Here is a 22102-nt window from a genome sequence, read left to right as displayed (position 1 = left end):
TCACCACCTCACCCACCAGCCGGGCTTCTCCTCTTCCTCGGTCTCAAAGCGCTGGGTTCTCTTGATGGCGAAGATGAATATCGCACCGCTGAGCGCTGCGCCTATTGCAGCCTCTGTCATCGCGACGTCCGGCGCCTGCAGCATGAAGAACAGCAGCGACGCGAACAGACTCACCGCCGCCATTCCAACGACCGCCGCGAGCAGGTCGCGCCACTCAACGGCAAGTATTGCGGAGATTATCATTATTCCCACTATGATGTACTCGATGCAGGTTATGCAGTTCATTCCTCACCACCCTCCTCGGCGGGTGTTTCTTCAACTTCCTCCCTCTCCTTAGCCTCAATGTGCTCGCGGTACTTATCGACAACGCTGCCCTCCCAGAGCGGGATCCCCCTCTTGTAGGCGGCCCTGATGAGGGCGTGGGCGCTTATCGGGTTGGTGAGCAGGAGGAAGATCGCGATGACCACGGTCTTGGTGAGCCATGCCGCGCTTCCGAAGTCGGTGCCGAGCGCCCAGATGCCGACACCTACCATGACGCCGAGGCTTCCGAGGGTCGCGCTCTTGGTTGAAGTCTGCATCCTGTTGTACACGTCGGGCATCCTGATGAGACCCAGGGCCGACAGGAAGTAGAAGAACGTTCCTATGAGGACGAGGGCTTCTCCTATCGCAGTCAGAGCGTTCATAGTCCTCCCTCCATGTAGCGCGCGAATGCTATGACTCCACCGAAGGCGAGTATCGCGTAGACCAGGGCCACGTCGAGGAATATCATGCGCTCGTAGTAGAGTGCGAAGAGCACCATGAGTCCCGCGGTGATGGTGGTCATGATATCAACAGCAACGAGCCTGTCGACGGTGGTCGGTCCCCTGAAAACCCTGTACATGCTGAGCAGCGTTGCTACCGCTATCAGGGCGAGGTAGATGTTTATCCCTATCATCCGAAGATCACCTTCAGGAACTTTTCGAAGGGAACGGTTATTCCCTCGGAGGAGGCCTTAACGTGCTCCTCTTCGCTCTCGGTCAGGGCCTCATCCGGAACCCATATCCAGTGGATGAAGTACTCGTCTTCGTCCACATCGAGGGTTATTGTTCCCGGGGTCAGTGTTATCGAGTTGGCAAGGGCGAGCTTTCCGACATCGCTGCTGAGAACGGTCTTGCACTTCACTATTCCGGGCTTTATGGGCCTCTTGGGGTGGAGGACCCTGTAGGCAACGTCGAGGTTGGCCATGATCATGGCCCACAGGAAGTAGGGGATGTACGCTATCATGTAGGCTATCCTCTTGGGGTGGAGGTTCGCCAGGCCGTTGGTGGTGAATATCTCGTAGGTGAATGCCGCGACTATGAGCGACAGCAGTAGGCCGAATCCCAGCTCCTGCACGTCCAGGCTGGCGGTTATGGCCAGCCATATCAAGAACAGTACGATCACCGTGTACAGGTATCTGCTTATTTTGCTTGCTTCTCCCATATCATCAACCTCCAGCGGTTGGTGGACATGTCCGAACAGAGTTAAGGGAAGCTAATCTTTGGTTTTTAACATTGGCTTATAAACCTTACCTGCGAATAACAAAGGTTTAAAACTTTTGGTTAAAATAGGGGCATCAGATTTGTTCTTTGATGACAAGAGGGGTTCTTCATGGAGCACCGCTTTATAGGAGCCAATATGTCCAGTTGTTCATCCCCATATGCGGCCGTGGGAAACCCCAGGGGCTGCGTTTAGAAAAGTGTGTTCCGATGACCGTGCTCCGCTGAGAAGTTGAACAGGAATCGAGGTGCTCAAAAATGATGATAAAGGGGAGAAGGTAGAAACAAACCATCAGTATATTGAAATCCTCTTGACGCCCTCAAGCTTGGAGAGGTCGTTGATGAGGTCTCCGGGGATGGGCTTCTCGGTGATTATCGTGAGGGTTGCCTCTGGGTAGAGCTCCGGATCCTCCGCGACGACCTGGACGATGTTGATGTCGCGATCGGCTATCTTGAGGGCTATCTTGGCGAGTATTCCAATGGCCCTCGGCTCGGGCTCTATCTCTATGACGCCGTAGCCGACGTGCCTGCCGACGTACTTCATGTGAACCGTCGGCTCGAGGTTGGTGTATATCTCCTTCAGCTCGGGTATCTTGAGTATCATGCCGACGGTCTCCTTGACGACCCTCCTGTCCACGTCGAGGGCCTTGGCGATCTTGGTGTACGGAACCTCTATGTCACCGGCCTTGATCTTGAGGTCATCGGAGACCTTGAGGCCGTACTTGAGGAGGGTCTTGGCTATCTGCTTCCTGACTGGATATTCGTCAAAATAATGCTCGATCTTTCCCCACATTCCATATCACCCACACTAGTCCATTGTTAGACTGTTTAATTCAATAATATTAAAATGTTTCCATGCCCGCATGATGCCAACAGGTCTTCCCTTAAAAACCTTTGGGCAGTGACGCCCCTGGAGGCCCACCCATGTGGGGGATGTTTTATCCATCGTCGGATTTTTAAGAGGGGCCCCAAACCCCGGAACATGATCGAGGTTCACCTTCCCCACGTCACCTTTGAGGATGCCGGCGAGAGCATCAGGCTGATATGGAGAGAGACCCTCTATGCCGACTTCGACAAGGCCGAGCTGGCGAGGGTTATACGGCGGAAGTACCGCGTTGAGCCCGAGATAACGGTGCGCAACGGGGTCATGGTCATCGACACGGACTACCCCGGCATCGAGCAGTACATCTCAATATACATCCAGAACAACCTCGGCGCCCTCCTGAGAAACCGCTACACCAACAGACGGGTTTTTTATATCCACGAGGGGCTTGACGTCCCGCTCCTGGGCTACAACGCCTTCGGCCTGATTGACAGGGGGACCAACCTGATTCAGATTCGCGGCGTGAGCGGCTGCAACCTCAGCTGCGTCTTCTGCTCCGTTGATGAGGGGCCGTATTCGAGGACGCGGAAGCTCGACTATGTGGTTGATGTTGACTACCTGATGAAATGGTTCGACGAGGTCGCGAGAATAAAGGGGAGGAACCTCGAGGCCCACCTCGACGGACAGGGCGAGCCGCTCATCTACCCCTTCCGCGTTGAGCTCGTCCAGGCGCTCAGGGAGCACCCTAACGTGTCCGTAATCTCGATGCAGAGCAACGGGACACTCCTCACGGACAAACTCGTCGAGGAGCTGGCGGAGGCCGGCCTTGACAGGGTGAACCTCTCCATCCACTCCCTCGACCCGGACAAGGCGAGGATGCTCATGGGAATGAAGAGCTACGACCTCCAGCACGTTCTGGACATGGCGGAGGCCATGGTGAACGCTGGAATCGACGTCCTCATCGCCCCTGTCATAATATTCGGCATAAACGACGACGAGGCCGAGGCCTTCATCGAGTTTGCAAGGAAAATCGGCGCCGGGAAGCGCTGGCCGGCCCTCGGCTTCCAGAACTACATCCCCTACAAGTTCGGCAGGAACCCCACAATAGCGAAGCTCGTTCCCTTCAAGGACTTCTACGCCTGGCTCAGAAAGCTTGAGGAGAAAACCGGCATGAAGCCGCTCGTCCTGAAGTCCAAGCACTTCGGTATGGAAAAGCGCGAGTTCATCCCCCTTTCCTTCCGGCCTGGAGAAATCGTCAAGGCGGAGGTCGTCCTCCCGGGAAGGATAAAGGGCGAGATGCTCGCGAAGGCCCGCAACCGCCTCATTGAGGTCATCAACACCGACGCCGAAGTCGGGGACAGGATTAGGGTCAGGATAGTCAGGACGAGGCACGGAATCTACATCGGAACGCCCGTTTGATTTTACATCCCTCTGTCCAAAAATTATTTAAGGTCCTCCTTCAGATTCTACCCTGGGGCGTGGTTATGAAGAGGGCACTTGTGGTAGTTGTCATCGTCCTGCTTCTCATTGTTCCGGCCGTGCTCATCGCGTCCCAGAACACAGTTATCGCGGATTATTCCGGGGAGCGAGTGTTCTCCAACGGTCCTGTGCTCATCAACGGCACTTTAAACGCCACTGCAATTCCCTCCAGCGAGGATACCCTCTACATCGTTGTGATTGCAAGCGATCCTCTGTACAGCCTGCTGACCGGGATGCTTGAGGAGGTCGCCAGGGAGAATGGATTGAACCCGACCGTTGTTCCGACACCATCAGGGACTGAGGATTTGATGAAGCTCCAGTTCAAAGGCAGGGTTCTCGTGGTTTACGTGCCGTTCAGGGGGGAAGAGCCCGGCCTGCTGTCAAAGACCTACCTAGCCAGCATTGTGGTCTATTACTCCACATCCGGCGATATATTGAGCTTCATCACCACATACAATTCTGCCCATACGGAGGATACCGAGGAATTCGCCGAGAAGCTTTCGGAGAACGCCAACAGGTATCTGACGGAGAATCTGCTGGAGGGAACCGTCGGGATTTCCTGGTGGAAGAACCTGAAAGTTCACAAGGGCTACCTCGCGAAGGGGGATCCATACAGGGAGATGGTGCTTAAGGTCAGGATGGGAGTTGAGAACCTTCTAAGGGGTTCGTGAGGTGTCCCCATGAGAAAAGCCGCCGTCCTGCTGCTGGTCGTCTTGGTTTTCTCCCTCGTTTTCTACTTCGGCACGTTTACCCTCGGGAGGTCTGAATCCCGCTCCGAAGTTCACTCGGAGGTAGCTTCATCAGCCAACGCGACGTTTAACCGGGGATTCTGTGTCTATCCCGACTCCCCCTTCGGAAAGATCGTGGCAGGTGAACTCATGAACCGGGGACACAAGGTTCTCCTCCTGGCTGCTCCGGTGGAATGCGACGGCCAGTTTCTGGCCGTCTGGGTGAACTACACGGACGTGGAATATTCTCCGGTTCTCTCAAAAGGCTCCATCCGGGTGGTTGCCGTTTACTCCAGTGCCGGCGACCCCGCGGACTACCCCCACTACCGAAACAGCACTGGAGAAGATGTCCCTGGCTCATCCGGGATAACCTCCGAGCCCCAGGTTCGGGCATACCTCGTGGTTGATGTCTCCGACGAATCGAAGGGCCTGATGGGATACTCAGGCTACATGCAGCACCTGCTGAAGGAAGCGGCCCGGGCCGTGGTGGAAAGGGTCGAAGGGCTCTCAAAAGAAGAGGGTAAGAAACCTGTCCTCCACACCTCAGATGAACCTTGAGCCCTTAACCATCAGCTCGCCCTTCTTATGGAGCTCCAGCAGAATTTCCGCTATCCTCTCCCCGGCCTTTCCGTCGCCGAACGGATTCGCCGCCCCTGCCATTTTCCGGTAGAACTCCTCATCCTCCAGGAGTCTCTGAAGATACCCCAGGGCGCGCTCCTTCTCCAGGCCCACGAGAACGTTGCCGCCCGCGGCGACGGTTTCCGGCCTCTCGGTGTTGTAGCGGAGCGTTATGCAGGGCACGTTCAGGATTATCGCCTCCTCCTGGACGCCGCCCGAGTCGGTCATTATCGCGAAGGCGTTCCTCTCGAGCTTCAGGAAGTCGAGGTAGCCGAGGGGCTTCGTCACGGTCAGGTTTTCTATCGATGCTACTCGCTCCCAGAGGCCGAACTCCTCCAGCCTGCCCCTCGTGCGGGGGTGCATCGGGTAGACCGCCCTTATTGGAAGCCCTTCCAGAATCTCAATGAGCCTCTCGAGGTTCTCCCTGCTGTCGGTGTTCTCGGCGCGGTGGGCGGTTATGAGCACGTATTCCTTCGGCTTCAGCCCAAGCCTCTCGAGCACATCGCTCTTTCTCTCCGCCACCTCCGCGTTCTGGAGAACTGCATCCACAACGGTGTTGCCAACGACGTAAACGTTCTCCGTTATGCCCTCGCGCTCCAGGTTTTTCCTGGCCTCCTCCGTTGGAGGGAAGAGAACCTCGCTCGCGTGGTCTGCAAGAATCCTGTTTATCTCCTCCGGCATCGTCCGGTCAAAACTTCTGAGGCCTGCCTCCACGTGGGCAACTGGGATTTTGAGCTTGACGCTGGCGAGGGCCCCGGCCAGGACGGTGTTGGTGTCCCCCTGAACGAGCACGACGTCCGGCCTCTCATCCATCAGAACCTTCTCGATCTTAATCATCGCTAGACCCGTCTGCTCGGCCTGCGTTCCCGAACCGACCTCGAGGTGGTGGTCTATTGGGGGCATCTCCAGCTCTTCCAGAAAGACGCTACTCATCTCGTAGTCGTAGTGCTGTCCGGTGTGAATCAGGAGCGGCTTAACGCCCATATCAAGGAACGCCCGTATTACCGGCGCGAGCTTTATTATCTCCGGCCGGGTTCCGAATACAAAGGCGGGTTTCAATACTCACCCCTCCCAACGCCTTTGAAGACGAACCCTTCGGGCGGCACCTCGACCACGCGGCGGCCATCGATGAGAACGCGGTTCCGCATGAGCTTCCCGAGGGTTTCCCAGTCGAGGGATTTGAAGACCGTGTGGTCCGTCGCTATTACCACCGCATCGGCGCCCCTCAGGGCCTCCTCGAGGCTTCCGTGGGTTCCTTCCACGAACGGGTCGTACGTCCTTACCTCCGCCACGTCATCCGCTATGGCTTCCACGAACGCAGAGGCGGGGGAGTTCCTGGTGTCGTCGCTGTCGCCCTTGTAAGCCAGCCCAAGCACCGCGACCACGGCCTTTTCCGGTGGGAGGTTGATGGTTCTCAGCGCCTCGAAAAGAAGGTCCTTGACGAGCAGGGGCATGCCGTCGTTTATCTCCCTCGCGAGCCTTATGAGGCCGAAGTCGTCCTTCGCCGGCCAGACGAGAAGGTGGGGGTCCTTCGGAAGGCAGTGGCCGCCAACCCCTATTCCCGGAACGTGGATTTTAACGCGCGGGTGGCTGTTGGCCAGTTCTATTGCCTCGAAGACGTTTATCCCGTACTGATGGGCGAGGTAGGCAAACTCGTTCGCGAGGGCTATGTTGACGTCCCTGAACGTGTTCTCCATGAGCTTGACGACCTCACTGACGGTCGATTTCGTCCTGAATATCTGTCCTTTGACGAAGGAGCGGTAGAGCCTTTCGGCAAGCTCGGCGCTTTCGGGGGTTATCCCACCGAGGATGCGCGAGTTGTACACCAGCTCTTTGAATATCCTGCCCGGCATCACCCTCTCCGGCGCGTGAACCATGTGGAAATCTCTTCCAGGCTTCAACCCGGTCAGCTCCTCTATGAGCTCGGCCATTCTAACCGTCGTGAGCGGGGGAATGGTGCTCTCGATAACGATAAGTGCGCCCGGCTTCATTGCCTTTGCGACGGTTTCAACGGCGCTTTCCAGGTATGTGAGGTTGGGCGTCCTGTCCTCCCTCAGAGGCGTTTGGACACAGATTATGTAAACGTCTTTTTCTCTGATGTCATCGGGGTTCGACGTTGCCCGCAGCTTTCCGCTCTCAATGGCCTTCCTGAGGAGATCGTCTATATCCGGCTCGACTATGTGGGCCTTTCCGGAGTTTATTCTCTCAACAACGTCAGTCCTTATTTCATATCCGGTAACATTGAAGCCCGCGTTGGCGAACATTATCGCAGTTGGGAGGCCGATGTACCCGAGGCCGATGACAGCTATCTCTGCCGTTCTCTTCTCTATCCTGTCCCGCATTCGTGTCACCCATCAACGCTTTTCCCGCATGAATAAAAGCCTTTTCCAGAAAACGGTTTCCGAACCGGTTTCTTGGGATGCAGGTGTTTCCAGACTATTTTACGGGCCTAGGACATGTTTACAGGGTTTTTGTCTTTGGCCAGAGCTGTTTTCATGGAAAGAAAGCGTTCTAAACGTTCTTTTGTCTGAAAACATACTGTTAAAGCTTTGAAAAGAAGGCTTCACAACCGTTTTTGGGAAAGCCTTATATTGAACAGAGCTGTTCAGTAACATGGTGGGTAGAATGAAGGTATGGATCGACATAACAAACTCCCCTCACGTTCACTTCTTCAAGGGTATAATCAGGGAACTCGAAAAGGCCGGACATGAGGTTTTAATAACCACGCGCGAATTCGACGGCCTCACCGGCATCCTCGACATGTACGGGTTTGATTACTACGTCGTCGGAAGGCACGGGGGTGCCACCCTCGAGGGCAAGCTCGTGGCCGGTACCGAGAGGATGTACCGCCTCAGCAAGCTCATTGTGGAGGAGAAGCCGGACCTGGCCCTCTATAAGCACTCCGCTGAGGCACCGCGCGTCGCCTTTGGCCTCCAGATTCCTTCGATAGGTTTCGTGGACAACGAAACCGCCGTTGGCCAGAACAAACTCATACTCCCCTACACCGAACTCCTGGTGTTCCCCAAGGCCATAGACGCCTACGAACTGATCAGGTGCGGCGCCGACCCCAACGGTATGAGGCCGATAAACGGCTTCTCCGAGCTGTCTCACCTCTACGGCTTCGTTCCCAACAGAAAGGTCCTGAATAAGCTCGGCGTTAGGAGGAACGGGTACATCGTCATGCGCACCGAGCCCGTGAAGGCCAACTACTTCAACGGGAACGGGAAGAGCATACTTGAGGACGTTATACCTCTCCTTCCAGAGGTGCCGATAGTCCTCTTCCCCAGGACCCCGGAGCAGAGGGAGCGCTTCGAGCGCTTTGACAACGTTATCATGCCGGAGGAGCCCGTTGACAGCCTCAGCCTGCTCTACTACGCCAGGCTTATGATAGGGGCCGGTGGAACGATGAACCGCGAGGCCATAGCCCTCGGAACTCCAACGATCTCCACATATCCGGGCAGACTGCTCGCGGTGACGCGGTGGCTCGTCGAGAAGGGCGTCAAGTTCCACTCAACTGACCCCGTGAAGGTCGCAATGATGGCAGAGCGCATGATGGAGATGAACGGAAGCTACCGGGCGTACCTCAGGAGCGTCGTGAGCGGCTTTGAGAACCCCATGGACGTCATACTCAACGAGATTGAGACGTACGAAGAGTTCGGAACGTTCAGCGCGGTGAAGATTGGGGAGGCGGGGACCTCAGAGGCCCGCAACCCTGGGGGTTACGTAGGCCTCAATGAGGGCCGCGACGAAAAGGAGCAGAACTGACAGGGCGAAAAGCTTCAGGCCCTTAACTGCCCCTCTTCTGAACCTTTCTCCCCCATCGCCTTCTCCTGAGATTATCTCCCTGTACCAGACGATACCGGCGACGCCGGCGAGGGCTATCGCGGGTATCTCGACGACGCCGTGGGGTATCAGGCCCAGGATTATCTGGCCCATCGGCATCCCGCCCATCCGGTGAACCGCAAGCACAACTAGTCCAACGACGAAGCCGTTGAAGGCCATTATAAACCACGGACCGAGACCGAAGAAAAGGCCCGATATGAAGGTGAGGAGTGCCACCATAGAGTTGTTGGTGAATATTTTGACGAAGTTGTGGAAGCTGGAGTCAGAGATGGGCCCGATCTGCTCGATTATCTTGCGAACCGCCTCGAGGGCCGTGTCCGGGCTGGCGGCCCCGGCCCAGTATCCCCCAATGGCGGAGAGCAGGAACACCAGCAGCAGGTGCCCCAGGGTTCTCCTCGGAACCTTCACATCGAGCACGCCCATCACTCCTTCAGCGCGTTTTTGAGTGCGATTTTGAAGTCCTCGATGTTTACGTAGGGCATCTCAATGTCCATCCTCATCGCAAAGAACTCGTCCATCAGGGATTCCAGCTCGTCGATCCCGTGCCCCTCGAGCTTTTGCTCCAGCTCATGGACCGCCTCCTCGGGATGCATGAAGAAATCTCCCGTGATCCTGACGTGCTCGGCCCTGCCGTCCCTCTCATCGAACTCTATCCTGATGAGTCCCTTCTTCGCCTTGTGCTCGCCCACATGGTGTTTCATTCTACCCACCTCCAGAGTAAATTAGCGGGAGAAGTTTTTAAAGGTTGGGTCATGTTTCTTTGAGTTCGGCATCGCCCGCCCACAGGAGAAAGTCCTTGGCCTCGTCTGAATATTCCAGATGTATCCTGGCGGTTATCGATATCGACAGGCTTCCGAAGGAATGTTTTCCCCCTGATACCTCCAGAGTGCCGTTGGGATACGCCACAAGGGCCACCACCAGGACTTTTCCGTGCCATATCTTGCGTGCCCTTACGTACACGGGCAGCTCTTCCTCTGTGGCATTCCCACCGAACACTCCCGGAAGCTCCAGGGGAAACGAGAAGCGCCACACAACGTCTTTCCCGGATGTGTACCTTTCCCTAAATTCCAGCCCCAGTTCTCCCGCCATGGAGAAAACCTCGTCCTCAATGAACCCCATGACCTCCTTCTCCACCTTTCCACGGGCCAGGGGAAGCATCGTAGATGGAACCGAGGAGAGATCGACAACCGCCACGTATCCCACAACTCCATTTTCCAGGGACACACTCACGTCGGCCAGCCGTGAAAGGTTTTCCATGTCACGGGCGAATCCAGTGTAGGAGTACTCAGTTATGGTGTACCTAACATCTATTGGGCCGTAGGGAATGGTATTCACCTGTGTTCCTTTGGGGCTCCATTCGTCTGGGGCAGTGGATGGCACAAGGGTTCGCGGTTCGTCCATTGTGCCCACTGTTAGGATGGAAACCAGCGCTATCACCGCGAGGATGATTCCGATGATTTTCAGCGCCCTCATTTAACCACCCCTGCCACACTCTCCGCGTCCGACACCAGGGAACCGTCATGGAGGTTCCAGTCGATCTCGACCTCGACCTCAACGAACTCGAGGGGACGCAGCGTGACCCTCCTGTGGTAGTCCTCGGGAACGGCGACTATAACAATACCATACCCGCTGGTTGATTGGATGATGTATTCACGTATCTCCACTTTCACATTCCCCATATCAACGGTGCCATATGGAGTCCTGAACGTTCCTACGGGATACCCTGCGGACAGTTTTTTAAGCATCAATCCATCCTTTTCCTTCCATCCCCCTTCTGAGATTATCGAGAGTCCCATTTTATTCAACATCCCCGCGACTTCTGAATCGAGGGAATCTTTTATCTCCTTCTCGAGAACGGGCTCCAGAGCCCCCTTGGCCGGCACATCTGACGTGTCAATCCATCCAATCGCCATAGTGGTGAACTCGGTAGTTTTCATGGATTCGCTGATGTTGAGGAATTCAAAAAGCCCCTCCAGCTCTTTCATTCGCCGGTTCTCATAAGCGGGCTTTCTGAAGAGCAGTATTCTGTAGGGAATTTTCACAAGGGGCAACCGATAAATCGAGAGTTCGTATGTTTCAGAGTACCCCTCTCCTGTTTTGACCCACCCCAGGGCTTCGGCTTCCATGATCATGGCTTCCAGCTTCCCTGTGGTTTCAACCTGCTCCTTTTCCCCGATGCATCCAGTCGAGGACACCAGAAGGATCATCACAAGCAGGACGGCGACCCTCTTCATACCAGATCCCCTAAATAGAAAATCCTTCAGGTTATTATCGTTTTTCATCTCCCGCCACCACGCAAAACTTTATAGTCCATATCCCAAATCACGACCGGTGGTGTGAGATGGGATACGGCGAAGTTAAGGAGAAAATGAAGCTCATCCTTCAGGAAACCATTGAGGACATGCTGAAAGAGGCTGGAAAGGAATGGAGCGGGGAGGTAACGTTTGATGACACCCCGAACATCGAGCTCGGCGACTTCGGAACGGCGGTTTCATTTCAGCTTGCCAGGGTCTTCAGGAAGGCTCCGAAGCTCATAGCCGAGGAGCTTGCGGAGAGGCTCGGCGGGAAGCTCCCGGAGGAGATCTCAGAGGTCAGGGCGGTCAACGGCTATATCAACTTCTACCTGGACTATGGCACCTTCGGACGGGAGCTCGTCCGCGAGATACTTGAAAAGAAAAACGCATACGGCGAGAGCACGCTTGGGGATGGGAAGAAGGTCATCGTCGAGCACACTTCAGTGAACCCGACGAAGCCGCTCCACATGGGACACGCCAGGAACTCGGTTCTCGGCGATACGATGGCCCGCATAATGCGGAAGCTCGGCTACACCGTCGAGGTTCAGAACTACATAGACGACCTCGGCGTCCAGTTTGCCCAGGTTCTCTGGGGTTACCTGAACCTTAAAGAGGAATTCGACAGGATTGAGGCGGAGATGAGGGAAAAGGGCCTCAAGGAGGACTTCATTGACCACGTCATGGGCCTCCTCTACGTCGAGGTTAACAGGCGCATAGAGGAGAACCCCGATGTTGATGGGGAAGTTCGTGAGCTGATGAAGAAGCTCGAGGAGGGGGACAACGAAATAGCGGAAATCGGCAGAAAGCTCGCGGAGAGGGTTGTCAGGGCGCAGATGCTCACTACCGGCCGTATGAAGATAAACTACGACCTCCTCAGCTGGGAGAGCGACATAATGAAGAGCGGAATCTTCGGCGAGGCCTACGAGCTCATTGAGGCCAACGAGAACTTCTTCTGGGCGGAGGAAGGGAAGTACAAGGGAGCGTTCGTGATGGACCTTAGAAAGCTCTTCCCGGACATGAAGAACCCGTTCCTCGTCCTCAAGAGGAGCGACGGGACGGCGACCTACACCGGCAAGGACATAGCCTATCACCTCTGGAAGTTCGGCAAGGTCACAGCCGACATGCTCTACAAGCCGTGGGAGAACGAGGAACACGAAATCTGGACGACCGCCCCCGATGGGAGAGCGATGCCCGGAAAGTTCGGAAAAGCCGATGTGGTCATCAACGTCATCGGCGCCGAGCAGAAGCACCCCCAGATGGCCATCAAGTACGCCCTCCAGCTTCTCGGCTTTGAGGACTCCGCCGAGAACTTCCACCACCTTGCGTACGAACACGTTGTCCGCGAGGAGGGCAAGTTCTCGGGCAGGAAAGGAACCTGGGTTGGCTTTACCGTCGATGAGGTTCTCAACGAGGCCGTTCAGCGTGCCAGGACCCTCGTGGAGGAGAAGAACCCCGGCCTGAGCGAGGAAGAGAAGGAGCACATAGCCGAAGCCGTCGGAGTCGGTGCCGTCCGCTACAACCTCGTTAAGTACAGCCCGGACAAGGTGATAACCTTCCGCTGGGACGATGTTCTCAACTTCGAGGGAGACAGCGCCCCCTACGTCCAGTACGCCCACGCCAGGTGTGCGTCCATCCTCAGAAAGGCCGCGGACGGTGGCATCGAGACCGACTGGGAGGCCCTCATGGAGAGGGCGGATTTCTCAAGGCTCACCAGCAGGGAAAAGGAACTGGTGAAGCTCCTCGCCAAGTTCCCGGAAATTGTGGAGCAGGCGGGCAGGGACGTCAAGCCCCACCTCATCCCGTGGTACGCCAACGAGCTCGCCTCACTCTTCAACAAGTTCTACATGGACCACCCCGTGCTCAAGGCGGAGGAAGGAATACTGGAGGAGCGCCTGCTGCTCGTCCTGGCGACGAAGCAGGTGCTGAGGAACACGCTCGAGCTGCTCGGCATAGAGGCGCCGGAGAAGATGTGATCACTCCCTCAACACTTTTTCCACCACGGGGTCTATTATCCGGTACCCCCCGTTCTCCTTCTTTATCCATCCCATCTTTTCCAGGTTCCTGATAAGGCTGCCCAGCCTGGCGTTCGTTATGGGGCCACTCTTTGCCTCCACATAGTCCCGTATCTCGGACCACCTTGACAGTCCGATGGAGACCCCACGCAGGATGAGGGTGTACCTCGGGGAGCGCTTTTCAAGTTCTAGCAGTTCCTCCCGTATCATGTTCCTCGCCTTTGCTATCGTGGCTTCCAGGGCCTTTTTGGGGTCTCCCTTTTTCCAGTAATTGAATCCAAACTCAACTAGCCATCCGGGGATTCCATCCAGCTCATCAACAGCTCTTTTGATGTCATCCTGCGGTACGTCCAACCCAACCTCCGAGAAGCCCGCCCTGAGGAACTCCTCGGAAAGCTCCCTCGGGAACGGCCTGACCTCAACCTCCTCGTAGATTCTTCCGTAGAGGGGGCTTGAGTAATCATCCAGTCCCAGAAAGTCGTGGAGGAGTCCAACCTCCGAGCCGGTGAATATGAAACCCAGATTCGGCATTGAGTCATAGGCGTGGGCTATGCCGGCCAGCAGGTCCTTTCCGCCCCGGGAACCGTAGAATCTTAGATACTGGGCCTCATCAAAGGCCAGGATGACTTTTTGGCCTGTTCTTTCCCCGATTCCGTTGATAATCTCAAGGACGTCCATGAACCCCATGTCACGGGGTTTGATCTGAATCCCCCCGAGATTCACCCTCTCAACGCTTATGCCCCTGAGGAACCCAAAACGACCCCTTCCCAGGAGTATTCTACCAAGCTCGTCAGTCATCACCGAGGCGCTTATGTTTCCGCCCCCTGCCGCGTAGAGCCTGCGGGCATCGAGGTAGAGCCCGATTCCCCGATATTCGTTGAGGGCCGCCTTTAGAAGGGAGCTCTTGCCCACACGGCGGATTCCTATGATAAGGGTTATCGGATACTCCTCCATACCCATGAGAATGGCATCAAGCTCAGCCTCTCTGTCAAACATCTCCTCCCTCCTCTCTTTTGGTCTCGGGTCAAAGAGCATAGGTATCGCCCCCGATACTTGGTATCGGTACCGATACTTAAAAACTTCCCGGAACCCTAAAATACCCCCTTCCCCCAAAATCTTCGGTGATCCCATGCGCGGTGTTGTGGTGCCCCTTGTAACGCCCTTCAACGAGGACTACTCAATTGACTTCCCCGCCCTCGAGGAGCACATCGAGTTTCTCCAGAAGGTCGGCGTCCACGGGATATTCATCAACGCGACGACCGGCGAGTTCACGAGCCTGAGCCTGAACGAGCGGAAGCTCCTCGCCGAGAGGGGCAGGGAGCTGGTCAAGTCGGCGTTCTACCTGGTCGGTACGGCCTCCTCAAACACCTTCGAGGTCGTTGAGCTTACGAAGCACGCCCAGGACATAGGGGCCGACTACGTCGTGATAGCGCCCCCCTACTACTGCCCCCTGAACGACGACGCCCTGTTCGCCCACTACTCGACCGTGGCCGAGAGCACTGACATACCGATCATCCTCTACAACATCCCCTCCTGCGCCAACCCGCTCAGCGTTTCCCTCATCAAGCGCCTCGCCCTCGAGTATTCGAACATCTCCGGCGTGAAGGAGACGATTGACAGCGTCAACCATGTCCGCGACGTAATCCTCGAGGTAAAGGGCGAGAGAAAGGATTTCATGGTCTTCACAGGCCTCGACCAGCACTTCCTGAACACGCTCGTCCTGGGTGGGGACGGGGGAATAATGGCCTGCGCCAACTTCGCCCCAGAGGTTCACCTGGCCCTCTGGAAGACGTTCCAGGAAAAGAGGTTCGAGGATGCTTTTGAGCACGCCAGAAGGCTGGCAAAGCTGTCCAGGGTCTACGACGTTGCCTCATCCTTTGGCTCGGCAATAAAGCTCGCCATGTCGCTCCGCGGCTTCTCAATAAAACCCATCCTCAGGCCCCCGTACATGATGGACGGGGATGAGGTGAGGGAGAATATAAGAAAGCTGCTCGCCGAGGTGCTGGGCTGAGTTCAAGCCTCCTCCCTGAATTCCCTTGCGGTTGAAGAAAAAAGAAGACGCACAGGAACTCACTGAATCTTGTACCTCAGGAACGCCGCTATTCCGCCGAAGGCCTTGTAGAACTGCTGGCCCTCCTCGGTGTCGAGGGAGATGACCTCCACCTCGGAGCCGGCTTCCTCCGCCATTTTTATTAGCTCCTCCGCGACGTCCCACTTCTCGAAGCTGAGGTTCTGACTGCCGCACTTGGGGCAGTGGGTCAGCTTTTTCTTGTAAACGTGGAACTCGGACTCGCTCATGGTCTTGAGCTCTTCCCAGCCGCAGCTGTTGCACTTGACCCTGACCCTGACCCTGTCGTAGCCCTCGCTGATGAGGAGCGTATCGACGGCGCCGAGTTCGAGGGCCTTCCTGACTTCGTTCTCACCGTACGTTATCATTCCGGTGTCCTTGACGAGGTGCCTGAAGAAGTTCTGTATGAGGTGGCGCTCCTTTATGGCCTCGTGGTCCTTCAGGATGTCGCTGGCCTTCTCGACGAGCTCCTTGAGGCCGTAGGCTCCGCTGTAGCTGATGTCAACGACGCCGATTATCTTCTTCCTGAGCTCGTGGTGGAGGTACTCGCCGTCTATGAAGTCCTCCTTGGTCGGTCCGGGGCCGCCTATGATGATGCCCCTCAGCTCGCCCTTCTCGAGGAGGGGGAGGAAGGCCTTGTTGGCGTGTTCTGCGATGCGCTTCATGAACTCGTGGGTCTCCTGCTCACGGATGCGCTCGTAACGCCTGGCCGACTGACCACCTGCCCTCGTCTTGCCCGGGACGTTGGAGGTCAGCTCGTCTATGACGTCAATGCGCTTTCCGCGGAGAACTCCGATGGTGGCCTCGTTCTTCTCAACGGTTATGAGGCCGTAGGCGTCCTTGACGCGGAGCATCTCCTCCAGCGGCTCGGTGATGAAAGTCTGGTCGCATCGGTAGAGCCTGACCTTAAGCGGTTCCGGCGGGATTATCGCCCAGAGCTTTATGTCGCTGACGCCCTCCTGCTCGCTGACGTTTCCGACGAAGAGGGCCAGACCGGTCTCGGGGGTCTTACGGTAGAGCTTGAGGTGCTGCATTGCCCTCTCAAGGGCACCAAGGACGTTCTTTCGGGTTGACTTGCTCTTGATGTTCTGAGCCGTTCCGTACTCCTCCCTCAGCTGCTGCATGACCTTGTTCAGGTCGTATCCGGCCGGAACATAGAGGCTCACCAGTTCGGTGGCCCGACCTCGATAACCCTTCAGCTCCTCGACCTTCTTTTTGAGTTCATACATCTCGGCTGACTTGTGAGACATGAGCATCACTCCCCTTCAGAACGTTTTTCAGCCAGTTTCCGCTACTTGAGAATGAAAAAGCGGGGAATTTATAAAAGTTTAGGAACGGGAAGGGAATGTGGTTAGAACCAGTAGACTATTATCAGGGCTATGACGCCCAGGATTCCGCCTATGGCTACCACCAGAACGTTCAGCGCCGTCAGCGGCACGTCCGATATTCCTATCCAGTTCGTGAACCACAGAATTATCAGGCCTATTACGGCGTTGGCCACAAGGTACTTGACTATGCCAAAGCCCACCTTGACCACCAGCATGATGGCCAGGAGCAGGAAAAACAGGAACAGCAACTCCGCTATCATGGTATCACCTTAAGTAGTTAAAACGAACGGGCTTATTAATCTTTCGCAACAGAAATGGAATGATGGAAGAAATACATCAATTCGATTTCAGTTCATGAAAGTTTTTCAAGGACCTCTTTGGCTATCTCCCCAAGCGGAACCCATTTCTTGCCCTCGAACGGGAGTATAACCTTGTCCTCGACGCTGACGAGCTCTTCAACGTGACCCTTTGCCTCTTTGGCCCCGAGCTCGCCAATCAGTAGCAAAGCGAACCCCTTCGTGTTCTTGTCGCCTTCACTGAGCTCGTTGATTAGATCGTCGATTATGGTACCCTTCAGGTCTCTAATCCTGTCCGGGAACCTGTGGGCAAGCTCGTAAGAGAGGATCATGGCGTTTTCCTTCACGTAGGGATTTCTGTTTCTGGTGAGCTCAATGGCTTTGGGGAATATCTTCTCGACATGGGGTTCGACAACATCTGCCCTCTGCTCAACCACCATTCCCAGAATCAGCAGAGCATCTCCCCTGATACCCGGCGCAGTGTCGTCGAGAAGTTCGATGAGTCCGTTAAGTGCCTTCTTGTCCTTCACTGCCATCGAAACTATCTCATCAAAGCGCTCCGCTTCGATGAGCTTTTTTATTTTATCCTTCTTCGAACCGAAGGAGAGGAACGGCATGGGGATCACCTTAATGCGTGTATCCTTGCCCTATACTTCTTATTCTTTAACTTAAATACTTTGCTAATAACAGAAGTTGAGTTACACTTGGGAATATAACGATAAGATTTTTAAGTCATTTGATATCTGTTGAATGGTGGTTAAATGAGGGATATTAATAACAAATACGTTACGTATTTAAACGTCATCGTAATGATCTATGTGGTAGTAGCTTCACTGTATTCAGTACTTCGGCATTATATGTATTTAAGTTCTGGCTACGACTTAGGTATTTTTATGCAGTCTTTGTGGACAACCGCCGAGAGAATGGGATTACTTTTTAACACTGGTGAATGGCAGGATATTGGGACATATTCCCATTTTGGTGTTCATAATAGCCCAGTGCTACTTATCCTGGTACCAATTTACAAGGTTCTTCCTTACGCTGAAACCTTGTTAATTATCCAGCCAATTGCGTTGGGTTTTGGAGCAGTTATGTTATTTAAATTTGCACGGTTTGTTCTCGATGATAGGAAAGCTTTCTATATTGCTGTTATGTACATTGTTAATCCGTTTATCCATGGAATTAATCGGTTTGACTTTCATCCCGTTAGCCTGGCAGTACCATTTATTTTTTTGATCCCATATTATTATGAGAAAAAAGAGCATGCCAAGCTCTTTCTGGTCTCGTTGGTAATTCTATCCGTGAAAGAAGATGCTGGGTTAATACTAATAAGTCTGGGGTTAATGTTTATACTGAGGAGACACAAGTTTACAGATCTGCTTAGAATCAAGAACTGGAAACACATTGTAAAGAACGATCCGTATTCTGCTCTATTGGCTCTGATGGGATTCCTCTGGATACTTTTTAGCCTGCTGGTGATTATCCCACACTACAATGGTGGTGAGTATCCATACCTTAGTGATGGGAAGCTTAAAAGATACGGAAGCCGCATTTATATTAGTAACGTGATTGTTTACTTTACTGTGGCTATTTTAAGCACAGGTTTTCTGTCTATATTGAATGTTAATACATTTTTGGCTTCACTTCCATTATGGTTTGAGTTGCTACCCTCTACTAAACCGGAAATGCTAATATTGGGATACCAATATCCTTACATGCTAATTCCAATGCTTTTCATACTTTCAGTTTATAACCTAAAGGACGTCAAAAGCTTTAGATTAAATATTGGTTTTTCAACCAATAATAGAGAGAAGCGTTATAACTTTGAGATCACCTTGAAAAAAATTGTCGCAATGACAATTGTGGTTACGCTAATATTCTCGCCAATGTTCCATGTAGTTGATGTTTCTCCATATGTCAGGGGTAAGTCTTTTTACGAACTGGGGGCTCTTTATCGTGAGTGGGGACCATATTTTAATGTATTGGATAACATTGTAATGCAGTTATCTGAAACAGACTGTATAGTAACGACCCAGAATATGGTATTTCCACATCTTGCTAATAGGGTACATACGTATTATATTGTAACGCCTTTTGAATCTGTGTATGTGCCCAACGGCTCTGTTGTGCTGGTAGTTAGATCTCTCCCGGATTATAATATTACAATGGAATACTTTCATAATTACACTGCTCTTCACAATGTCTCATACACCCTACTTGATGCCAATGCGATTATGTTATCCTGCTACAACAAAACCGGGGACAACTATACGAAATTTATTAATTGTATTGACAACAAAGTGGAGACGGTCATACATCAATGCTCAGGGGATATGCGATGAATAGGAAGTACTATCTTCCAGCAATTTTAATGATTTTGGCGGGTTATATTGTATTGCGGACTATGAGTATCAGTCAGATGAACGAATACATCGACTACGATGAAGGCACCTACCTTTTAATAGCCAGACTTATCAACCAGGGATACCTTCCATACAGGGATATCTTTGCCGTTCATCCTCCCCTCTACTACTACATCCTGGCTTTATGGCTGCGTGTTTTTGGGGATAGCTACATCGTTGGACGGATGCTTTCGGTGGTGGCAGGGGGAGTTTCCATCGCCCTGGCGTATAAAATTGGGAGCGAGCTTAGGGACGAAAAACTGGGAACACTGTTCGCGCTTGCTTTGGTTCTTGACCCAACGATACTTCGCGTCAATCGATTGGTTCTGCACGATACCTTTGTGGAACTTTTCGTGATTTCTTCAATGTATTATTTTGTCAGATATAAAAAGACCCGCTTGATTAAATACGCCTATCTCTCCCTTGCCTTGGCTGGGATTGGAAGCGCCATCAAGTTCACGATTATACCGTATATTGTGGCCCTGTACATTGTGTTCGTGCTTATGCTGCTGGGGGAAAAATCCTGGGAGTACATCGAATCCGGCCTTCGGACGGTCCTTTCCAGCTCTCAGATCCTCGTTGTCATGGCGCTATACCTGCTCCTTGCCGCTGCATTCGTCTCGCTCCGAATGGCCTGGCCTTCGTGGTTTACCGAGAAAATCCTCGTGCTCCTGGGGGTACATCCGTTTTCTCTAGTGGGGCATAAATACGTTGGAGGGCTCATCGTCGTTGCATGGGCATTCCTGACGATTTACGTATTCAGCTGTAGATATGTTGGGAAGTTGGTGCATATAACCCGGGAGACGATGGGGCACTTAAAACCTGCGGCGTACCTGCTGCTTTCTCTCCTGATCCCCAAGGCGGTGGTTGAGCTCCTGCTTGGATACGGGGTGTCTACCGATTACCTAAACCAGACATACCTTCTCCAGAGCAGCAGGTACTTCTCGTTCGCCGCTCTCTTCCAGCTCTCCAGCAGTGTTATTAATACATTCTATTCCGGCGTTCAGGAACGTGCATCGGTCTTCGTTCCGATGTTTTTCCTAACCGCTGTCATCCTAGTGCTGCTGCTCAGGAGAAATCAGCTTAAACGGGATAGTGCCGTCTCACTCCTGTTTCTGTTGAATTTCGTGATGTATCTGCTGCTGTTCCCAATAATCCCCAACCTTAGGTTTTTGATCCCTCTCATCCTGGTGTTTTATCTGTTTGCCCTTGATGTGATAATGTCCGCCGGTTCGATGGTCAACTTTAGGAACCTCATGGTGTTTGGAACAGTGTTTCTCCTGCTTATGTCCATGACCGACTATGGACTCCTCATCAACGCCCCCCACGGCAACCTGGAACTCCCCATGAGCATTCACTCAAAATCCCTGAGAGACGGTGCTGATGCTTACCTTAAGTCCCATCCGTGCAATGTGGCATATTCAATAAACCCGATGAACGCTTATTATCTGGATCTCAATGTTCCGCCGTGGTTCGTTGACTCATTTGGGTTGCTGTACATGGCTGAATACCCTTCAGACCAGCTGGTGGAAGAGCTTAAAAAAATCGGCGTGGATTGCATCGTACTGGGTACCTGGATGGATAAGATCTCGGATAGAAACTCTGACTTAAATACGCTCTACTCCCCGATCAAATCGTTTGCATTGGTAAATGGAACCCCCATCTTTTCGGGCTCTTATTCGAATGGGGATTTAATCCTGGTATCCCGGATTGACTATCCTGCGAGGATGCTCACCCCTGAATCGGGGGAAGGAAAATTATGGCTCCTGGATGGAATACACGAGGCCTTTGAGGTTTATCCAATTGTCTCGAACCAGAGCTTTAATTTCAGCATGGTTCTGGAAAGGCTAGAGGGGGATAGTTTTCTTGTTAGATGGTATAACGAAGATGGTGCTTATGTGGCTGCTACCGCTGTGGCGAATGCCAGTGGCTTCATAATCTCTCTTAAAAATGACACCGCTCAGCTTGTCGTGACGTTTTCTGGGATTGCCATAGATGATAATGGAAACCTCCCCAATCCCGACACGCGTGAGGATGCCTTGAATATATACGTTGGTACCGAGAAATTCCGGATGGTCGGGAAAGAACTGCACTACACCTCAAGGGGTCGGGTTCTTGTGAGGGGCAAACTCCTGGAGATTACCAAGGTCACCCGTTCTGTCCGTTCATAGCGCTCTCTATGTCCTCGGATATTTCGCTTTCAATAGTGTTTTGAAGCTCCCCGGTCTTATGAATGGTGCCGAAGCGAGGGTCAAAGAACTTGCGTACGAACACGAATATCATGACGATAGCTATGGCTATCATAAAAAGGTACTCCACTGCCCCCTGAGCTTTTCTTTTCATTCCAAATCACCCAATACCCTAAGAAGTATTAAAAGTTTAAAAAAGTTTAGAACAGAACTTCAGCTACCGATCTCACTGTTGAGTTCCTCACTTATCTGCTGCTCTGCAGTGTCAGCTATGTCGCTAGCGCTCTGCCCCCTGTTCTTGAGCTGCCTCCAGACAATGAGAACTATAACCAGGGCAGCGGCGATCATAAACAGGTACTCAATCGCACCCTGGGCCTTCCTCTTCATGTTATCCACCTCCAAAGGATTACTTCATACATAAATGCACCGAAAAAGCTTATATAGCTTTCTCCCCAAATTTAGGGAGATGCCCCACAATACTGCGGAAACTGCAGGGGTGGTTTCG

The 22102-nt window shown here is 53.4% G+C and carries 25 protein-coding genes; 8 read left to right on the top strand and 17 right to left on the bottom strand.

Annotation, left to right across the window (positions count from 1 at the left end; genetic code table 11):
* From GQS_RS02680 to GQS_RS02660, 5 genes are all read right to left on the bottom strand, one after another.
* Positions 1 to 285, bottom strand: a complete 285-nt coding sequence (locus GQS_RS02680; protein ID WP_014012131.1) for a DUF4040 domain-containing protein — start codon at positions 283 to 285, stop codon at positions 1 to 3.
* Positions 282 to 683, bottom strand: a complete 402-nt coding sequence (gene mnhG, locus GQS_RS02675) for a monovalent cation/H(+) antiporter subunit G (protein ID WP_014012130.1) — start codon at positions 681 to 683, stop codon at positions 282 to 284. The genes GQS_RS02680 and mnhG overlap by 4 nt, the downstream gene beginning before the upstream one ends.
* Positions 680 to 934: a monovalent cation/H+ antiporter complex subunit F gene (locus tag GQS_RS02670; protein ID WP_014012129.1), complete on the bottom strand. Its 255-nt coding sequence runs from the start codon at positions 932 to 934 to the stop codon at positions 680 to 682. Before GQS_RS02670 ends, mnhG begins: the two co-directional genes overlap by 4 nt.
* On the bottom strand, positions 931 to 1461 hold the full coding sequence (locus GQS_RS02665) for a Na+/H+ antiporter subunit E (protein ID WP_014012128.1): 531 nt from the start codon (positions 1459 to 1461) through the stop codon (positions 931 to 933). Before GQS_RS02665 ends, GQS_RS02670 begins: the two co-directional genes overlap by 4 nt.
* A gap of 348 nt (positions 1462 to 1809) precedes the next feature.
* Positions 1810 to 2310: a hypothetical protein gene (locus GQS_RS02660; protein WP_014012127.1), complete on the bottom strand. Its 501-nt coding sequence runs from the start codon at positions 2308 to 2310 to the stop codon at positions 1810 to 1812.
* 189 nt (positions 2311 to 2499) lie between these two features.
* Here GQS_RS02660 and GQS_RS02655 point away from each other — a divergent pair, with 189 nt between their 5' ends.
* From GQS_RS02655 to GQS_RS02645, 3 genes are read left to right on the top strand one after another with little or no spacing between them, the layout of a single operon-like run.
* On the top strand, positions 2500 to 3759 hold the full coding sequence (locus GQS_RS02655; RefSeq protein ID WP_014012126.1) for a radical SAM protein: 1260 nt from the start codon (positions 2500 to 2502) through the stop codon (positions 3757 to 3759).
* A gap of 59 nt (positions 3760 to 3818) precedes the next feature.
* Positions 3819 to 4490 carry a hypothetical protein gene (locus GQS_RS02650; RefSeq protein WP_148236357.1) on the top strand — a complete coding sequence of 224 codons (672 nt, stop codon included), beginning with the start codon at positions 3819 to 3821 and terminating at the stop codon, positions 4488 to 4490.
* Between the two features lie 9 nt (positions 4491 to 4499).
* Positions 4500 to 5105, top strand: coding sequence for a hypothetical protein (locus GQS_RS02645; RefSeq protein ID WP_014012124.1), 606 nt, complete (start codon positions 4500 to 4502; stop codon positions 5103 to 5105).
* On the opposite strand, the gene wecB is transcribed toward GQS_RS02645, so the two are convergent.
* Together wecB and GQS_RS02635 are read right to left on the bottom strand one after the other, a co-directional pair.
* Positions 5091 to 6224 carry a non-hydrolyzing UDP-N-acetylglucosamine 2-epimerase gene (wecB, locus tag GQS_RS02640; RefSeq protein WP_014012123.1) on the bottom strand — a complete coding sequence of 378 codons (1134 nt, stop codon included), beginning with the start codon at positions 6222 to 6224 and terminating at the stop codon, positions 5091 to 5093. The genes GQS_RS02645 and wecB overlap by 15 nt on opposite strands.
* Entirely contained in the window at positions 6221 to 7507 is a 1287-nt protein-coding gene (locus GQS_RS02635) for a UDP-N-acetyl-D-mannosamine dehydrogenase (protein ID WP_014012122.1), read from the bottom strand. The genes wecB and GQS_RS02635 overlap by 4 nt, the downstream gene beginning before the upstream one ends.
* A 283-nt stretch (positions 7508 to 7790) precedes the next feature.
* On the opposite strand from GQS_RS02635, the gene GQS_RS02630 reads away from it, so the two are divergent.
* Entirely contained in the window at positions 7791 to 8930 is a 1140-nt protein-coding gene (locus GQS_RS02630; protein ID WP_014012121.1) for a DUF354 domain-containing protein, read from the top strand.
* Here GQS_RS02630 and GQS_RS02625 read toward each other — a convergent pair.
* Genes GQS_RS02625 through GQS_RS02610 form a run of 4 tightly spaced genes read right to left on the bottom strand, consistent with a single transcriptional unit; the run spans position 8862 to position 11290 of the window.
* Entirely contained in the window at positions 8862 to 9431 is a 570-nt protein-coding gene (locus GQS_RS02625) for a stage II sporulation protein M (RefSeq protein WP_014012120.1), read from the bottom strand. The genes GQS_RS02630 and GQS_RS02625 overlap by 69 nt on opposite strands.
* Positions 9431 to 9709, bottom strand: a complete 279-nt coding sequence (locus GQS_RS02620) for a lipoate protein ligase C-terminal domain-containing protein (protein WP_014012119.1) — start codon at positions 9707 to 9709, stop codon at positions 9431 to 9433. Before GQS_RS02620 ends, GQS_RS02625 begins: the two co-directional genes overlap by 1 nt.
* Before the next feature lie 49 nt (positions 9710 to 9758).
* Positions 9759 to 10481 (bottom strand): hypothetical protein, encoded by a 723-nt coding sequence (locus tag GQS_RS02615; protein ID WP_014012118.1) that lies wholly within the window; start codon positions 10479 to 10481, stop codon positions 9759 to 9761.
* Complete coding sequence (locus GQS_RS02610) at positions 10478 to 11290, bottom strand: hypothetical protein (RefSeq protein ID WP_014012117.1); 813 nt, start codon at positions 11288 to 11290, stop codon at positions 10478 to 10480. The genes GQS_RS02615 and GQS_RS02610 overlap by 4 nt, the downstream gene beginning before the upstream one ends.
* Positions 11291 to 11349: 59 nt before the next feature.
* On the opposite strand from GQS_RS02610, the gene GQS_RS02605 reads away from it, so the two are divergent.
* Positions 11350 to 13275 (top strand): arginine--tRNA ligase, encoded by a 1926-nt coding sequence (locus GQS_RS02605; protein ID WP_014012116.1) that lies wholly within the window; start codon positions 11350 to 11352, stop codon positions 13273 to 13275.
* On the opposite strand, the gene GQS_RS02600 is transcribed toward GQS_RS02605, so the two are convergent.
* The gene (locus GQS_RS02600; RefSeq protein WP_014012115.1) at positions 13276 to 14349 is read right to left on the bottom strand and encodes an ATP-binding protein; all 1074 of its coding nucleotides are present in this window, start codon (positions 14347 to 14349) and stop codon (positions 13276 to 13278) included. It abuts the gene before it with no gap.
* A 94-nt stretch (positions 14350 to 14443) separates the two neighbouring features.
* Here GQS_RS02600 and GQS_RS02595 point away from each other — a divergent pair, with 94 nt between their 5' ends.
* Positions 14444 to 15325 (top strand): dihydrodipicolinate synthase family protein, encoded by an 882-nt coding sequence (locus GQS_RS02595; protein ID WP_014012114.1) that lies wholly within the window; start codon positions 14444 to 14446, stop codon positions 15323 to 15325.
* 59 nt (positions 15326 to 15384) lie between these two features.
* On the opposite strand, the gene prf1 is transcribed toward GQS_RS02595, so the two are convergent.
* From prf1 to GQS_RS02580, 3 genes are all read right to left on the bottom strand, one after another.
* Positions 15385 to 16632, bottom strand: a complete 1248-nt coding sequence (prf1, locus tag GQS_RS02590) for a peptide chain release factor aRF-1 (RefSeq protein WP_014012113.1) — start codon at positions 16630 to 16632, stop codon at positions 15385 to 15387.
* Between the two features lie 101 nt (positions 16633 to 16733).
* The gene (locus GQS_RS02585; protein ID WP_014012112.1) at positions 16734 to 16970 is read right to left on the bottom strand and encodes a pro-sigmaK processing inhibitor BofA family protein; all 237 of its coding nucleotides are present in this window, start codon (positions 16968 to 16970) and stop codon (positions 16734 to 16736) included.
* 92 nt (positions 16971 to 17062) lie between these two features.
* Positions 17063 to 17623 (bottom strand): HEAT repeat domain-containing protein, encoded by a 561-nt coding sequence (locus tag GQS_RS02580; RefSeq protein WP_014012111.1) that lies wholly within the window; start codon positions 17621 to 17623, stop codon positions 17063 to 17065.
* Between the two features lie 144 nt (positions 17624 to 17767).
* On the opposite strand from GQS_RS02580, the gene GQS_RS02575 reads away from it, so the two are divergent.
* Entirely contained in the window at positions 17768 to 19348 is a 1581-nt protein-coding gene (locus GQS_RS02575) for a DUF2079 domain-containing protein (RefSeq protein ID WP_014012110.1), read from the top strand.
* A complete protein-coding gene (locus GQS_RS02570; RefSeq protein ID WP_014012109.1) occupies positions 19345 to 21579 on the top strand; it encodes a glycosyltransferase family 39 protein in 2235 nt (744 codons plus the stop codon). The genes GQS_RS02575 and GQS_RS02570 overlap by 4 nt, the downstream gene beginning before the upstream one ends.
* Here GQS_RS02570 and GQS_RS02565 read toward each other — a convergent pair.
* On the bottom strand, positions 21557 to 21751 hold the full coding sequence (locus GQS_RS02565) for a class III signal peptide-containing protein (protein WP_014012108.1): 195 nt from the start codon (positions 21749 to 21751) through the stop codon (positions 21557 to 21559). The two genes, GQS_RS02570 and GQS_RS02565, sit on opposite strands and share 23 nt — an antisense overlap.
* A 59-nt stretch (positions 21752 to 21810) precedes the next feature.
* Complete coding sequence (locus GQS_RS10815) at positions 21811 to 21984, bottom strand: class III signal peptide-containing protein (protein WP_014012107.1); 174 nt, start codon at positions 21982 to 21984, stop codon at positions 21811 to 21813.
* Positions 21985 to 22102 lie beyond the last annotated feature (118 nt).

Source organism: Thermococcus sp. 4557 (genome assembly GCF_000221185.1).
Taxonomy (GTDB): Archaea; Methanobacteriota_B; Thermococci; order Thermococcales; family Thermococcaceae; genus Thermococcus.
The sequence above is the reverse complement of the archived record's forward strand: the minus strand, read 5'-3'. Positions and strand labels throughout refer to the sequence as shown.

Coding starts and splice junctions, on each gene's coding strand:
- GQS_RS02565 (WP_014012108.1), bottom strand. CDS start 21,751: ATGAAAAGAAAAGCTCAGGGGGCAGTGGAGTACCTTTTTATGATAGCC.
- GQS_RS02615 (WP_014012118.1), bottom strand. CDS start 10,481: ATGAGGGCGCTGAAAATCATCGGAATCATCCTCGCGGTGATAGCGCTG.
- GQS_RS02660 (WP_014012127.1), bottom strand. CDS start 2,310: ATGTGGGGAAAGATCGAGCATTATTTTGACGAATATCCAGTCAGGAAG.
- GQS_RS02580 (WP_014012111.1), bottom strand. CDS start 17,623: ATGCCGTTCCTCTCCTTCGGTTCGAAGAAGGATAAAATAAAAAAGCTC.
- GQS_RS02625 (WP_014012120.1), bottom strand. CDS start 9,431: ATGGGCGTGCTCGATGTGAAGGTTCCGAGGAGAACCCTGGGGCACCTG.
- GQS_RS02645 (WP_014012124.1), top strand. CDS start 4,500: ATGAGAAAAGCCGCCGTCCTGCTGCTGGTCGTCTTGGTTTTCTCCCTC.
- GQS_RS02610 (WP_014012117.1), bottom strand. CDS start 11,290: ATGAAAAACGATAATAACCTGAAGGATTTTCTATTTAGGGGATCTGGT.
- GQS_RS02665 (WP_014012128.1), bottom strand. CDS start 1,461: ATGGGAGAAGCAAGCAAAATAAGCAGATACCTGTACACGGTGATCGTA.
- GQS_RS02630 (WP_014012121.1), top strand. CDS start 7,791: ATGAAGGTATGGATCGACATAACAAACTCCCCTCACGTTCACTTCTTC.
- GQS_RS02655 (WP_014012126.1), top strand. CDS start 2,500: ATGATCGAGGTTCACCTTCCCCACGTCACCTTTGAGGATGCCGGCGAG.
- prf1 (WP_014012113.1), bottom strand. CDS start 16,632: ATGTCTCACAAGTCAGCCGAGATGTATGAACTCAAAAAGAAGGTCGAG.
- GQS_RS02620 (WP_014012119.1), bottom strand. CDS start 9,709: ATGAAACACCATGTGGGCGAGCACAAGGCGAAGAAGGGACTCATCAGG.
- GQS_RS02575 (WP_014012110.1), top strand. CDS start 17,768: ATGAGGGATATTAATAACAAATACGTTACGTATTTAAACGTCATCGTA.
- GQS_RS10815 (WP_014012107.1), bottom strand. CDS start 21,984: ATGAAGAGGAAGGCCCAGGGTGCGATTGAGTACCTGTTTATGATCGCC.
- GQS_RS02595 (WP_014012114.1), top strand. CDS start 14,444: ATGCGCGGTGTTGTGGTGCCCCTTGTAACGCCCTTCAACGAGGACTAC.
- GQS_RS02600 (WP_014012115.1), bottom strand. CDS start 14,349: ATGCTCTTTGACCCGAGACCAAAAGAGAGGAGGGAGGAGATGTTTGAC.
- GQS_RS02635 (WP_014012122.1), bottom strand. CDS start 7,507: ATGCGGGACAGGATAGAGAAGAGAACGGCAGAGATAGCTGTCATCGGC.
- GQS_RS02605 (WP_014012116.1), top strand. CDS start 11,350: ATGGGATACGGCGAAGTTAAGGAGAAAATGAAGCTCATCCTTCAGGAA.
- GQS_RS02570 (WP_014012109.1), top strand. CDS start 19,345: ATGAATAGGAAGTACTATCTTCCAGCAATTTTAATGATTTTGGCGGGT.
- GQS_RS02680 (WP_014012131.1), bottom strand. CDS start 285: ATGAACTGCATAACCTGCATCGAGTACATCATAGTGGGAATAATGATA.
- GQS_RS02585 (WP_014012112.1), bottom strand. CDS start 16,970: ATGATAGCGGAGTTGCTGTTCCTGTTTTTCCTGCTCCTGGCCATCATG.
- GQS_RS02670 (WP_014012129.1), bottom strand. CDS start 934: ATGATAGGGATAAACATCTACCTCGCCCTGATAGCGGTAGCAACGCTG.
- mnhG (WP_014012130.1), bottom strand. CDS start 683: ATGAACGCTCTGACTGCGATAGGAGAAGCCCTCGTCCTCATAGGAACG.